The organism is Methylobacterium sp. Leaf117 (assembly GCF_001422985.1).
In the GTDB taxonomy this organism is placed as follows: Bacteria; Pseudomonadota; Alphaproteobacteria; order Rhizobiales; family Beijerinckiaceae; genus Methylobacterium.
Genome location: NZ_LMNL01000023.1, coordinates 216,180 through 228,922 on the forward strand (window position 1 = coordinate 216,180; position 12,743 = coordinate 228,922).

13 protein-coding genes are annotated in these 12,743 nt (G+C 62.8%); 8 read left to right on the forward strand and 5 right to left on the reverse strand.

Annotation, left to right across the window (positions count from 1 at the left end; translation table 11 throughout):
• Nucleotides 1-29: 29 nt before the first annotated feature.
• Nucleotides 30-443: a Tat pathway signal protein gene (locus ASF57_RS12455; protein ID WP_244476940.1), complete on the reverse strand. Its 414-nt coding sequence runs from the start codon at nt 441-443 to the stop codon at nt 30-32.
• A gap of 566 nt (nt 444-1,009) precedes the next feature.
• Between ASF57_RS12455 and ASF57_RS12460 the strand changes: the two genes are divergently transcribed.
• The gene (locus ASF57_RS12460; RefSeq protein ID WP_056483720.1) at nt 1,010-1,480 is read left to right on the forward strand and encodes an Hsp20 family protein; all 471 of its coding nucleotides are present in this window, start codon (nt 1,010-1,012) and stop codon (nt 1,478-1,480) included.
• 76 nt (nt 1,481-1,556) lie between these two features.
• Nucleotides 1,557-1,841 (forward strand): DUF1150 domain-containing protein, encoded by a 285-nt coding sequence (locus ASF57_RS12465; RefSeq protein WP_056483723.1) that lies wholly within the window; start codon nt 1,557-1,559, stop codon nt 1,839-1,841.
• On the opposite strand, the gene ASF57_RS12470 is transcribed toward ASF57_RS12465, so the two are convergent.
• A complete protein-coding gene (locus ASF57_RS12470; protein WP_056483726.1) occupies nt 1,838-2,617 on the reverse strand; it encodes an alpha/beta hydrolase in 780 nt (259 codons plus the stop codon). The two genes, ASF57_RS12465 and ASF57_RS12470, sit on opposite strands and share 4 nt — an antisense overlap.
• 182 nt (nt 2,618-2,799) lie before the next feature.
• On the opposite strand from ASF57_RS12470, the gene ASF57_RS12475 reads away from it, so the two are divergent.
• Together ASF57_RS12475 and infC are read left to right on the forward strand one after the other, a co-directional pair.
• Entirely contained in the window at nt 2,800-4,032 is a 1,233-nt protein-coding gene (locus ASF57_RS12475; protein WP_056483730.1) for a glycosyltransferase family 4 protein, read from the forward strand.
• 188 nt (nt 4,033-4,220) lie between these two features.
• Nucleotides 4,221-4,742, forward strand: a complete 522-nt coding sequence (gene infC, locus ASF57_RS12480; RefSeq protein WP_244476923.1) for a translation initiation factor IF-3 — start codon at nt 4,221-4,223, stop codon at nt 4,740-4,742.
• Nucleotides 4,743-5,118: 376 nt separating this feature from the next.
• Here the strand turns inward: infC and ASF57_RS12485 are convergent, their stop codons facing one another.
• The 3 genes from ASF57_RS12485 to ASF57_RS12495 all read right to left on the reverse strand — a co-directional run bounded on the left by ASF57_RS12485 (nt 5,119) and on the right by ASF57_RS12495 (nt 9,395).
• Nucleotides 5,119-5,490: a hypothetical protein gene (locus ASF57_RS12485; RefSeq protein ID WP_156376114.1), complete on the reverse strand. Its 372-nt coding sequence runs from the start codon at nt 5,488-5,490 to the stop codon at nt 5,119-5,121.
• 279 nt (nt 5,491-5,769) lie between these two features.
• The gene (locus ASF57_RS12490) at nt 5,770-8,100 is read right to left on the reverse strand and encodes a glycogen debranching N-terminal domain-containing protein (RefSeq protein WP_056483739.1); all 2,331 of its coding nucleotides are present in this window, start codon (nt 8,098-8,100) and stop codon (nt 5,770-5,772) included.
• Between the two features lie 161 nt (nt 8,101-8,261).
• Nucleotides 8,262-9,395: a glycosyltransferase family 4 protein gene (locus ASF57_RS12495; protein ID WP_056483742.1), complete on the reverse strand. Its 1,134-nt coding sequence runs from the start codon at nt 9,393-9,395 to the stop codon at nt 8,262-8,264.
• 425 nt (nt 9,396-9,820) lie between these two features.
• Here ASF57_RS12495 and ASF57_RS12500 point away from each other — a divergent pair, with 425 nt between their 5' ends.
• The 4 genes from ASF57_RS12500 (at nt 9,821) to ASF57_RS12515 (ending at nt 12,737) form a co-directional block, all read left to right on the forward strand.
• On the forward strand, nt 9,821-10,186 hold the full coding sequence (locus ASF57_RS12500) for an NADH-quinone oxidoreductase subunit A (protein WP_056484480.1): 366 nt from the start codon (nt 9,821-9,823) through the stop codon (nt 10,184-10,186).
• Between the two features lie 90 nt (nt 10,187-10,276).
• Entirely contained in the window at nt 10,277-10,864 is a 588-nt protein-coding gene (locus ASF57_RS12505; protein WP_056483745.1) for an NADH-quinone oxidoreductase subunit B, read from the forward strand.
• Between the two features lie 18 nt (nt 10,865-10,882).
• Complete coding sequence (locus tag ASF57_RS12510; RefSeq protein ID WP_056483748.1) at nt 10,883-11,530, forward strand: NADH-quinone oxidoreductase subunit C; 648 nt, start codon at nt 10,883-10,885, stop codon at nt 11,528-11,530.
• 16 nt (nt 11,531-11,546) lie between these two features.
• Entirely contained in the window at nt 11,547-12,737 is a 1,191-nt protein-coding gene (locus ASF57_RS12515; protein WP_056178923.1) for an NADH-quinone oxidoreductase subunit D, read from the forward strand.
• Nucleotides 12,738-12,743: the final 6 nt, after the last annotated feature.

The window sequence follows — 12,743 nt, forward strand, 5'->3', positions numbered from 1 at the left end:
GTTTCTGACGATAGGAAGAAGGGCGCCGCTCAGCGCGTGAACGTCGCTGCCGTTTTGCTCTCGGTCTCGATCCGCTCGAGGCAGGTTTCGCGACTGGCGTCGCCGCCCTCACAGGAGAGCACATCGTTGAGAAGGACCCGGCTGATCTTCGGGCAGGCAATCGCAGGGAAGTCGAACAGGCGAACCATCGTCTTGCGGTCCTGAACGGGGCCGAGTTCCACGGCCAAGCGCTTTTGAGCGATCCCGTCATTGTCGAACGCGAAGAGATCGACCTTCAAGGATTTCAGTGCCTGGCCTCGGCTGTTATCGACCAGGAGGTAGGTCCGGCACGACTCACCCGCCGGTTCCAGGCGGTTCAATTCCAGCTTCAGAACAGGTCCCTTGCTGTCCTGTGCTGCGGCCTTGTCCTGAGCCATCGCCACGCCGCCGAAGCCGGCGAGCATCGTCAGGGAGGCGAGGCCTGACACGAGGTGCCGCGCTGCACATGTCTTGATACTTTGCAAAGGCCGTTCTCCGATCACGCCGTGCACTCCATTCAAGGGGCCCGTCGCCCTCCGCGACGCTCCCGACGCCTGCACGCGGTTCCGGCTCGACAATCAGTCGTGACAGACCGGAATGGCACGGGTTCGATTCGACATGCGCCATAGAACGAGGTCGAAAGACCGCGTTCGGGGCGCTCGTCGTGCGAGGCCGGCATATCCGAGATCGTGACCGTAGATCAAGGTCAGGGCCGAATATCAGAGGAATTCCAAACTGTTACTCGTCGGCCTTCCAATGTCCAAGCTTACGCTGTGCCACGATATCCTGAAGCAAGATTCCGAGAATACCCAACCCTCTGCCAAGTCAGGCAGATGACGCATCCCGGCCAGACCCGGGATGCATCAAGCCCTTGATGCATCAGACCCTTGATGCACCCAGCAGCCACCTCCATATCGCTGTGACCGGTGAGCGATCTCCGGGAGGGGTGCTGCGCAGGCGGGCCCCGATCACCGAAGTGCCTCATGAAACAATGTTTCGGGCTTCGCTGGAAGGACATGCGTTTGTGACGACTCGGCCCTCTCCGTTCGGACATCCCTTTCTTCTCGGTTTCGACGAAATCGAGCAGGCCCTCGACCGCGTGTCGAAGGCGGCTAATGACGGCTATCCGCCCTATAACATCGAGCGGCTGCCACGCACCGAGCAACAGCCAGAGCGTCTTCGCATCACCCTCGCAGTCGCAGGCTTCACCCGCGATCAACTCGATGTGATGCTCGAGGAGAGCCAACTCGTGGTGCGGGGTCGGCAGGTGGACGACAAGACCCGGCAGTTCCTCCATCGCGGCATCGCAGCGCGACAGTTTCAGCGGGCCTTCCTGCTTGCCGACGGCATGGAGGTGATGGGTGCCGATCTATCCAACGGCCTGCTTTCCATCGACCTGACCCGGCCTGAGCCGGACCGGATCGTGCGCAAGATCGCCATCGCATCCCGCGACGAGGTGTGATGTCGGGGGCTTTAACGCATATAGACCACCGGGAAGCGATCCCGGTGTACCGCTCTGCCAAGAAGGAGGGCAGTCCATGACCGAGTTCAACACCAATCCGATCACCGAGGCCGATCTCGACCCGGCCGAGTTCAACGCGGCCGATCTGGCGGCTTTGGGTGAGGGGCACATTGCCTATGTGCGCGCTATCCGATCCGATGAGGTGAAGCGCATCTTCCCGCAGGCTCCCGATCTCACGCCTGGTCTCGACCTGTTCGCTCTCCTGTCCGCCAGCGGCGCGCCGATCCTGTTGGCCGATTCGCGCGATGCGATCGTGGCCAATGCGGCAGCCAACGATCTGTACACGGTCAGTCTTCACTAGGCTGACATATCGGTCACTGCCCTAACCAGCCGTGCGAGATCTTGCGGTCGGGACAGGCGGTGGTCTCCGTCGGCGATGAGGGTGAGCAGCGTGCCGGCCTTCGGCAGGGATTGGACCACCTTCAAGGCGTGCGGATAGGGAACATCGGGATCGTCCATGCCCTGCAGGATGTGAACGGGACAGCCTGGATCGAAGGCATTGCCAAGCAAGCGGTGCCTTCGTCCGTCCGCGATGAGGGCTTTGGTAATCGGCACCGGGGACGGATCATAGGCGCTGGGCCTGAACCAAGCCCCGTCTCGTTCGATCGTGGCGCGGATATCCGGGCTGAAACGCTCCCAGAGCAGGTCCTGTGTGAAATCCAGCGCCGGGGCTATGAGAACGAGCCCCGATGGCGGCCTCTGCTGTTGCGTGAGTGCCTGCGCGATAAGGCAGGCGATCCACCCACCCATCGATGATCCGACCAGCAGCGGGCGCTTCGGCGCGAAGGTTTCGATTACCGCCTGGGCGTCCGCAAGCCACGTCGAAAGGGTAGACTCGGCAAAAACACCGTCCGATTCACCGTGCCCAGTATAATCGAATCGGAGGAATGCACGTCCATTCCGTTCGGCCCAAGCATCGAGCGCCATCGCCTTCGTCGCGCCCATATCGGAGCGGAAGCCTCCGAGCCAGACGATCGGGGAGCCATCGCCGGCCCGGCATCGCACCGCGATTCGTCGTGCCTTTCCCCCTTCGCCGACGACGATGAATTCGGGAGCTTCGCCCTGCGCAGACGTCATTTCTCAACCTTGGCTCGACGGTGCCTCGAACTGAATGCATCGCTTTCGCATTTCGTTTACCGAGCCGTAAAGCGCAGCGTTCAAGCTGCGTCCATGACCGATACGCCGGACGGACGCTGCCACTTTCGGGAAGACTACCCGAAATCGTCTCTCGAACTTCGGGCCGTCTCGGCGCGCGTATTATGAACGGCGAGGTCCGCGGCGGATTTCCGAGCGAGCGCGCGCCGCTATCCGGTGCCACCATCCTGCAGATCATCCCCGAACTGGACGCAGGCGGTGCCGAGCGTACGACCGTCGATGTCGCCGCAGCTCTCGCAGCCGCCGGTGCCCGAGCCCTGGTGGCCACCGAGGGCGGGCGCCTGGTGGGCGAGTTGCAGGCGAAGGGAGGGGTCTGGCTTCCCTTCCCGGCGGCTTCGAAGAACCCATTCGCCATGGCGTTGAATGTCGGGCGGCTCGCGCGGCTTTGCCGGCGTGAGGGGGTGCAGATTGTCCACGCTCGTTCGCGGGCGCCGGCCTGGGTGGCGCTCGGTGCCGCTCGCCGCATGAAGCTTCCCTTCGTCACCACTTATCACGGGAGTTATTCCGGCCGGACGGGCGTCAAGGTCCTGTACAACTCCGTGATGGCGCGCGGCGATGTCGTCATCGCCAACTCGCATTATACCGCGGCCCTGATCCGCTCTCTGCATCCGGAGCAGGCAGGCGACCGGATCCGGGTCATCCATCGCGGAACCGATCTCTCCCTGTTTACGCCTGCCGCGGTCCTCCCGGCCCGGGTCGAGGCTCTGCGACGGGCCTGGGGTGTCGCCCCTCACGAGCGCGTTGTGCTGTTGGCTGCGCGCTTAACCGCGTGGAAGGGACAGCGCGTCCTCATCGAGGCAGCAGCCCTGATGCGGGACCGGGGCGTCACCGACGTCGCGATCGTGCTGGCCGGCGATCCGCAGGGGCGCGTCGCCTACGAGCGCGAACTCGACGCCCTCGTCGCCGCCCGCGGCCTGCGGGGCATCGTGCATCGGGTCGGGCATTGCGCCGACATGCCCGCAGCGTTCCGGGCAGCCTCCGTCGTTGCGGTCCCATCGGTGGAGCCGGAGGCTTTCGGACGCTCGGCGGTTGAGGCGCAGGCGCTCGGGACGCCCGTCATCGTGTCGGATCTCGGTGCCGTGCCGGAGACCGTGCTGTCGCCGCCGGAGGTGCCGACCTCGCAGCGGACGGGATGGCGGGTTCCTCCCGGTGATGCAGCGGCTTTGGCCGATGCCCTCTGCGAAGCGCTCTCGCTCGGTGCGAGTGCCCGTGATGCCATGACCCGTCGCGGACGGGTGCATGTGGAAGCCCATTTTTCGTTGGAGGGGATGGTGGGCGATACGCTCGCGGTCTACGCAGACCTCCTTGCGAAGCAGGCGCTTGCGAGGCACCGATGACCGCGTCGGACCCGATGAACCAAACGGCGACGACCGTGTTGACTTGCACGAGACTTTCGCCAAGGTGTCGCAACGAATTTCGCGAGCGATGGGTGGCCAGGATCGACCCCAAACGGGGCTTGGGTTCGCGGGCTGCCGTTTCGTCGTTTCACTAGGAGAACAAAGCCATTCGTAGACCTATGAGAGCTATGCCGGCCCCGCAGAAGGACGGGCCGCGCGCCAACCGGGATATCCGTGGCGTTCGCGAAGTGCAGCTCATCGACGACACCGGGCAGAACCGTGGCGTCGTCGCCTTCTTCGACGCCATCGCCTTGGCCGAGGAGGCAGGCCTCGATCTCGTCGAGATCGCTCCGAACTCCGTTCCTCCCGTCTGTAAGCTTCTCGATTACGGCCGCTTCCGCTTCAACGAGCAGAAGAAGCAGAACGAAGCGCGCAAGAAGCAGAAGACGGTCGAGGTCAAGGAGATCAAGCTCCGTCCCGGCATCGACAAGCACGACTACGACACCAAGATGAAGGCCGTGATTCGGTTCTTCGAGGAAGGTGATAAGGTCAAGGTGACCCTGCGCTTCCGCGGCCGTGAGATGGCGCACCAGGATATCGGGTTGCGCCTGCTCGAGCGGGTCAAGAACGAAACCCAGGAGATTGCCAAGGTCGAGAGCGAGCCGATGCTCGAGGGACGCCAGATGATCATGATCCTGGCACCGCGCTAAAGCAGCCGTCTGAGGTGAGAATTGCTCAAGGCGTCGTTCCATCCGGAACGGCGCCTTTTTGGTTGACTGAAGGAGCGACCAGCGAAGGCACGGTCGACCGCCTCTGTTCGAGCATCCGCAGCCACAAGGCCGGACTGCTTAGGCCGGATCGGCGGCGTTATGGCCGGTCGCGGGCAGGATGGTCAGGGGAGGCTGCTGTGTGCCCCCGCGACATCGGTAGAGAGCCTCGACGACTTTGGTTGCTTTGTCTGGCGGCGTGATCTCCGTCAAAGGCCGAGAGCGGCATATCCTTTAACGCGCAGACCGTCAGCAAATCGGCATCCCGGTTGAGGTTACCATGTACTCCGATCGGCACTGCGGCGGCAAAGAGATGGGGCTACTTAACTGCCCAGCGCCAAGTCTCGTTTCCGCCGATGGACCAACCTGTCGGATAAATGCGGCTCGCATCGATCCTGTAGATGCCGCGCAGGTCGGCGAGCAACCGCTCGATCCGCTCCGTTTTCCACCGTCCACCGATCTGAAGGCTGCCCTTGGCCTGCGGCGAGAAAACGAAGAACGGTGTGCCCGGGTGCGAAGCGAGGGCTTTGGGCAATCCCCATAGCTTCACGAGATCCAGATCGTCGCCGAGGCTGCCCGCGCGGTGGAGATAAATCACGAGTGGCCATTCCTGGCGCGGCATCGCTGGGTAGCCGTGAGGTACGAACAGCAGATAGGAACAGCTGTCCGGTGCAGCCGCGGGATGTGCCATCTGCTCGCCTCGCGGATGTCATCGGCCCTCGCGTCGGCCCGTGCAGCGGCCAGGACGAGGCTACAGAGCACGACAAGCATGCTTAATATCAGTCTCGGCTTGAGCCTTTCCCACTTCAGAGCTGCTGTAGGCCGATCCTCAGCGCGGGGGCGTGCCACAGTCTTCTGTGTAAGCGCGTGCCGAAATTCGTATGTCTGATCGGAAGGTATTCGCTGGCATAGAGTGCGAAATCGAAGGGACGACGCCGGAGACCGACGTTTCAGGCGCCGCCCGATCGAATCATTTGAGCAAGGAGATCTGCGCATCCCCCGTGCGGCGCAGAACGTTCACGGTGACGTCCTCGCCATAGCGTTGCAGGCGCAGATCCACCCGCGAGGTGCCAATCTTCAGGTTGAAGATCGAGACACCGTCGAGGAAGGGTGGCAGGGTCGGGTTGCGGAAGCGGACCCGGTTGCGGTCATGGTCGATTTCCAGACCCAGGCAAGCCGCCAGGAAGGCGAAGGGCGCCGCAGCAGCCCAGGCCTGCGGTGAGCAGGCCACCGGGTAGGAAACTGGTCCTCGCTGGTGGCGCCGCATGAAGCCGCAGAACAGCTCCGGCAACCGCTTCTGATCCTGGTACAAAGCCGTATCGAACATGCCCTGGAAGATGCGCGAGGCTTCGGGCTTGAGATCATAGCGCGCCAGCCCCAAGGCGATCAGGGCGTTGTCGTGCGGCCAGATCGAACCGTTGTGGTAGGACATCGGGTTGTACCGAGCCTCGCCGCGGGCGATCGTACGCACGCCCCAGCCGTTGAAGCCGTCCTTTGACAGCAGGTTGGCCGCGACACTGGCCGCACGCTCCGGCAAAGCGATGCCGGTGAAGAGCGCGTGGCCGGCGTTCGAGGAGCGGACTGCGCATTGGCGCTTTTCGCCATCGAGCGCGAGGGCGTAGGTGCCGATCGCCTCGCACCAGAACGCCTTGTCGAAATTCTGCCGGAGCGCCTTGGATTCCTCGCCGAGACGCTGGGCAAGGTCGTCCCGGCCGAGAAGCGAGGCAAGCTTAGCCGCCCCATTCTTCGCCGCATACACGTAACCCTGGACCTCACAGAGGGCGATCGGGCCCTTGGCGAGGTTCCCATCGGTATGGAAGATCGAATCGTGGCTGTCCTTCCAGCCCTGATTTTCGAGGCCCTTGTCCGTGTCCCGAGCGTATTCGACGAAGCCGTCGCCGTCGCGGTCGCCGTACTTGTTCATCCATTCGAGCGCCAATTCGAGCGCCGGCCAGATCGCCGAGATGGTCTCCAGGTCGCCCGTGACCGCGTAGTATTCCCAGGCCAGCATCACGAAGAGTGGCGTACCGTCGATGGTGCCGTAGTAGTGGCGGAAGGGCACCTCGCCGAGCATGGCCATCTCGCCGCGACGGGTCTCGTGCAGCACCTTGCCGGGCTGCGCATCCGCGGCCGGGTCGATCGCTTTGGCCTGCGTCGACGCGAGGTAACGCAGCACGCCCTTTCCGAAGTTCGGATCGATCCAAAGCGCCATCATGGCGGTGATGATGCCGTCGCGCCCGAACACCGTCGAGTACCAGGGGATCCCAGCAAACGGATAGATGCCCTCCGGCGTCCGGCTCGCCAGCATATAAAGATCGGCGGTTGCGCGACAGGCGGCCTCGTTGAACTGGTCGTTCGACGAAATGATCGTGGTGATGCCGGCGGTGAGCTGCCGCAGATCACGGCGCGAGTCGCGATATGCCCGCGCGAAGATCACACCCTCGGCAAGGCCCTTCGGATGGCGCGCGGAGGCCGTGCTGCCGGCGGCATGGGATAGCCCGGCGGCCGCATCTTCACCGACGCGCTCCGCGGCAGGCGCGCTGGTGAAGGCGCGGTGCGATTCAAAGACGACGCGGAGGAACAGCGAGGCGCGCCCCCCGGGCGGCAGGGAAACGACGAACTCGGCCCGGCCCGGCTCGATATGCTTCGGCTTCGGACCGAAGTGGAGGCTTGTGGTCCGTACCACCTCGTCGAGGCCGGCGTAACGGAACTGGACCTCGGAATCGCTCGCCACCTGCACGCTGCGCTTGCCGCGCACCGGGCGATCCATGCCGCGAACTTCGAACAGGTCGCGGAAATCCGCGTCGAAGGTGACGGCGACCTTGAGGTGCCAATGGCGGGAATCGTAATTGCGTAGACCGATCCGGTCGTAGCACGCACCCTTGAACAGGAACTTGGTGCGCTCGATCGCGATCAACTCACGCGGGATCGTGGTCTCGTCGTGAGCGTCGATGCGGATGTCGGGCGTCGTCATGTCGACGCTGAGCGCGCCGTTGTCGTCCTGCATCACAGAGGAGAGCAGCAGGGGGCGCTGGTCCTCAATGGTGACGTGCATACGGGAGAGATAGCGCGTGTCCTGGAAGTAGAGTCCTTCAGGACCCGGAAGCACTCCAATGTCGCCGTAGCTGTCGAGAACCGCAAAGGCTTCGCCGTATTTCAGCGATCGGAGTGGGCGTTCGACCAGGGATGTCTGCGCTTCGATATGGTACTGCGGCAGAACTTCGTCGGCATCCTGGAAGCCTTGAGAAATCCGCGTCTCGCTTGCGGGCTCGGAGGTCGCCTTCAGTGTATCCGCTGCCATGCCTGCGCATCTCCGAAAAGGGGGGTCGAATCGAAAGAGCCGCCGGTCGCAAAGTGCGGCGCGGCGGCCCTCAGTGGCAGAGGTAGTGCGGCAATCTTGCGGCGCCAGCCCGCTCCGGAAGCGAGCAGAATCGGATTCGAAGGGGCCGTGGCTTGGCCGGATTAGGCCGGCATGGCGGCGACCGAGATCTGCGGCAGCGCGGAGCCATTCAACTCGCCGTAGTGGGACGTGAAAGATCCCGCATGCGGAAGCTTGATCACCGAATTAGTGCCAGCAAGCAATTGCTCGTAGGCAGACACGTACTTGAGCACCATGCACTCAGCGGTGAAATTTCCCTCAAAGTGCTTGCGCACACCGGCTCGGCTCATAGACTTGACTTTATCGACTGCCGCGACCGCATCATCCATCGAATCGCACAAGACGCCCGAGATGCCGTCGGCAATGACCTCCGGCACGGAGCCGTTGCGGAATGCGATTACGGGGGTTCCAGCCGACATCGCCTCAATCATTACGAGGCCGAAGGGCTCCGGCCAGTCGATCGGGAAGGCGAGGGCGAGTGCGTTTCCGAGGAAGTCCTTCTTCTGCTCCTCGTTGATCTCACCGATGAACTCGATGAGGGGATGATGAATCATCGGCTCGATGACCTCGTCCCAATAGTCCTGGTCAGCCTTGTCGACCTTGGCGGCGATTTTGAGCGGCACGCCCGAGCGGATGGCCATCTCGATGGCCCGGTCGGGCCGCTTTTCCGGCGAAATGCGGCCGAGGAAGGCGAGATAGCCGCCCTTGGCCTCCGGATAGAACGGGCAGTTCTGTGCTGGCAGGCCGTGATGAATCGTCGAGAGCCAATTCACGTTCTCCGGCATCGGATCACGTTGGTTGTCTGAGATCGACACCAAGGGCATGCCCGTGAAGGTCCGATAGACCGGCATGAAATCCGGCACATCGAGGCGACCGTGCATCGTGGTGAGGCACTTGTGGTTCAGGTCCTCGAACATCGGATACTGCAGGAGGTCGATATGAAAGTGCAGGATATCGAACTCATGTGCCCGTTTGTGCACATGGTGGAGCATCGCAAGATGGCTTGCGGTATGGTCGCGATAGCCCAGCAACCTCAGGCCCTCCGGTGTGCAGGCCGCGAGCTTGGCGGACGTCTCGGAGTCGCCGCTCGCGAACAAGGTTACGTCGTGGCCCTGACGAACCAGCTCTTCCGTGATCCACGAGACCACGCGCTCGGTCCCACCATAGAACTTCGGGGGTACGGCCTCCGACAGCGGAGCAATCTGGGCAATGCGCACGAAGCGTCTCCTGTGAGGTCGAATGTTGCGCCGACCTAACGCGATCCGGCCTGAGTGGGACATGAACGAAACGGACGGCCAAGGTTATGGTTCCCCATCTACGCCTGCCGCCAGATCTTCCTGACAAATGGCCCAGGATGTCCCCGATATCCTTGCGCTGGTCACCGTCCGGTATGGTGAATCAGTCTTCGCTCGTGCCCACCAGGATGTCGCCTGAGGCCACCCTGCGCGCATCCGTCGTGTTGTGTGGATCGGGTGAAGAACTACCTGGGATGCATGCGAGATTTTGTGCGACGCACGATGCCCTTGTTTCACTCCAGGGGGTCGTCTAAGCCTCGCGCCTGCGCAGTCTGGCATTGGAGCAATTCCACGTGGCCGACGGCGCTCAGGGCGTCGCAATCGCCCGCGAACACGAGGGGTCCTGCATGACCGGCCTGATGGCAGACTATCTGCCGCTCATCGTCTTTATCGGCGTTTCGGGATTCATCGCCGTAGCTCTGCTCATCGCCCCATTCCTGGTTGCTTATAACAGCCCCGATCCTGAGAAGCTTTCAGCTTATGAATGTGGCTTCAACGCCTTTGATGACGCGCGGATGAAGTTCGACGTGCGTTTCTATCTCGTTGCAATCCTCTTCATCATCTTCGACCTCGAGGTCGCCTTTCTTTTCCCGTGGGCGATTACCTTCGGTGAGCTCGGCTGGTTCGGCATGTGGTCGATGATGGCGTTTCTCGGAGTTCTGACCGTGGGGTTCGTCTATGAGTGGCGCAAGGGCGCGCTCGAGTGGGACTAACGCTCACGAATCACAGCTCGCTCTACGCCTGCCTGTTCGAGCTCCGTCTATCCGAACTCAGCCTGCCCGAAGCCTGATCCCGAGAAACCGATGGCCTTCAGCCCCGACCTGTCCCGCGCTCCGGCGATCGCGCCGGCTCCGAAAGGGATCATTGATCCCAACACGGGGCTGCCGATCGGCGCGAACGATCCGACCTTCCTGTCGATCAACAATGAACTCGCTGATCGCGGTTTCCTGGTCACCTCGACGGACGACCTCATCAATTGGGCGCGGACCGGCTCGCTCATGTGGATGACCTTCGGCCTCGCCTGTTGCGCCGTCGAGATGATGCAGATGTCGATGCCGCGCTACGATTGCGAGCGCTTCGGTTTCGCGCCACGCGGATCGCCCCGGCAATCCGATGTCATGATCGTTGCCGGCACCCTGACCAACAAGATGGCGCCCGCCCTCCGCAAAGTCTACGACCAGATGCCGGAACCGCGCTACGTGATCTCCATGGGCTCGTGTGCCAATGGTGGCGGCTATTATCACTATTCCTACTCGGTGGTGCGCGGATGCGACCGGGTGGTGCCGGTCGATATCTATGTTCCGGGTTGCCCCCCGACCGCCGAGGCGCTGCTTTACGGCGTACTCCTGCTCCAGAAGAAGATCCGCCGCATTGGCACGATCGAGCGCTAGGAATAAGGACGCTCCGGCATGACCAACGGCATCAGCATCCTTGCACACACGAGTCCCGACTCGGGCATGGCGGCGCTTGAGCGAATCGGCGATCACGTCGCCGGTGCCCTTGGCCCCGCGATCGTCTCGCGTGCCATCGCGTTCGGCGAGTTGACCCTCGTGGTCCAGGCCAGCGATATCGTCTATGCGCTCACCTATCTGCGCGATGATCCAGCCTGTGCCTTCCGCTGCTTCATTGACATTTGCGGTGCCGACTATCCGGCCCGTGAGAAGCGGTTCGATGTGGTCTATCACCTGCTCTCGTTGCGCCATAACACCCGCATCCGCGTGAAGGTTCAGACCGACGACCAGACGCCAGTACCCTCCGTCATCGAGGTTTTCCCGGCGGCGAATTGGTTCGAGCGGGAGACTTACGACCTCTACGGCATTCTGTTCTCGGGCCATCCGGATTTACGGCGTCTGCTCACCGATTACGGCTTCGAAGGGCACCCGCTGCGGAAGGACTTTCCCCTTACGGGCTTCGTCGAGGTCCGCTACGACCAGGATGAGGCGCGCGTGGTCTACGAGCCCGTAAAGCTCACCCAGGAATTTCGGAACTTCGACTTCCTCTCGCCGTGGGAGGGCACGGAATACGTGCTCCCGGGCGACGAGAAGACGTCGGCTTGAGCGGCGGAGCGAGGCCATGACCGAGCACAACATCCGCAATTTCGCGATCAATTTCGGGCCTCAGCATCCGGCCGCACACGGGGTGCTGCGCTTGGTGCTGGAACTCGACGGCGAGATCGTCGAGCGGGTCGACCCGCATATCGGCCTGCTGCATCGCGGCACCGAGAAGCTGATCGAGCACAAGACCTACCTGCAGGCGACGCCCTATTTCGATCGGCTCGACTACGTCTCCCCGATGAACCAGGAGCATGCCTTCTGCCTCGGCATCGAGAAGTTGCTCGGGTTGCAGGTGCCTCGGCGCGCCCAACTCATCCGCACCCTGTTCTGCGAGATCGGCCGCATCCTCTCCCATCTGCTTAACGTCACCACGCAGGCGATGGACGTCGGTGCCCTGACGCCGCCGCTCTGGGGCTTCGAGGAGCGTGAGAAGCTGATGATCTTCTACGAGCGCGCGTCGGGCGCTCGCCTGCATGCCAACTACTTCCGTCCCGGTGGCGTCCATCAGGACCTGCCGCCCGCACTCATCGACGACATCGAGGCGTTCATCGATCCCTTCCTGCAGGTGGTCGACGACCTCGACAACCTTGTCATGGGAAACCGTATCTTCAAGCAGCGCAACGTCGATATCGGCATCGTCACGGTCGATGAGGCGATGGCGTGGGGCTTTTCTGGCGTGATGGTGCGCGGCTCAGGGATTCCCTGGGATCTGCGCAAATCGCAGCCCTACGAAGCCTACGAGGAAATGGAATTCGACATCCCCGTGGGGAAGAACGGCGACACCTATGATCGCCAGGTCATCCGCATGGAAGAGATGCGCGAATCAGCCAAGATCATGAAGCAGTGCTGCATCAAGCTGCGCGAGCCAGCCGGTCAGGGGCCGATTTCCGCCACCGACGGCAAGATCGCACCGCCGCCGCGCCGCGAGATGAAGCGCTCGATGGAGGCGCTGATTCACCATTTCAAGCTCTACACCGAGGGCTTCCACGTGCCGGCCGGCGAAGTCTATGCCGCCGTCGAAGCGCCGAAGGGCGAGTTCGGCGTCTATCTCGTCGCCGACGGCACCAACAAGCCATATCGCTGCAAGATCCGCGCTCCAGGCTTCGCCCATCTCCAGGCGATGGACTGGATGTGCCGTGGCCATATGCTGGCCGATGTGTCCTGTGTGCTCGGCACCCTGGACATCGTGTTCGGCGAGGTGGACCGGTGACGATCA

Coding starts and splice junctions, on each gene's coding strand:
- ASF57_RS12455 (WP_244476940.1), bottom strand. CDS start 443: ATGCTCGCCGGCTTCGGCGGCGTGGCGATGGCTCAGGACAAGGCCGCA.
- ASF57_RS12460 (WP_056483720.1), top strand. CDS start 1,010: ATGTTTCGGGCTTCGCTGGAAGGACATGCGTTTGTGACGACTCGGCCC.
- ASF57_RS12465 (WP_056483723.1), top strand. CDS start 1,557: ATGACCGAGTTCAACACCAATCCGATCACCGAGGCCGATCTCGACCCG.
- ASF57_RS12470 (WP_056483726.1), bottom strand. CDS start 2,617: ATGACGTCTGCGCAGGGCGAAGCTCCCGAATTCATCGTCGTCGGCGAA.
- ASF57_RS12475 (WP_056483730.1), top strand. CDS start 2,800: ATGAACGGCGAGGTCCGCGGCGGATTTCCGAGCGAGCGCGCGCCGCTA.
- infC (WP_244476923.1), top strand. CDS start 4,221: ATGCCGGCCCCGCAGAAGGACGGGCCGCGCGCCAACCGGGATATCCGT.
- ASF57_RS12485 (WP_156376114.1), bottom strand. CDS start 5,490: ATGGCACATCCCGCGGCTGCACCGGACAGCTGTTCCTATCTGCTGTTC.
- ASF57_RS12490 (WP_056483739.1), bottom strand. CDS start 8,100: ATGGCAGCGGATACACTGAAGGCGACCTCCGAGCCCGCAAGCGAGACG.
- ASF57_RS12500 (WP_056484480.1), top strand. CDS start 9,821: ATGACCGGCCTGATGGCAGACTATCTGCCGCTCATCGTCTTTATCGGC.
- ASF57_RS12505 (WP_056483745.1), top strand. CDS start 10,277: ATGGCCTTCAGCCCCGACCTGTCCCGCGCTCCGGCGATCGCGCCGGCT.
- ASF57_RS12510 (WP_056483748.1), top strand. CDS start 10,883: ATGACCAACGGCATCAGCATCCTTGCACACACGAGTCCCGACTCGGGC.
- ASF57_RS12515 (WP_056178923.1), top strand. CDS start 11,547: ATGACCGAGCACAACATCCGCAATTTCGCGATCAATTTCGGGCCTCAG.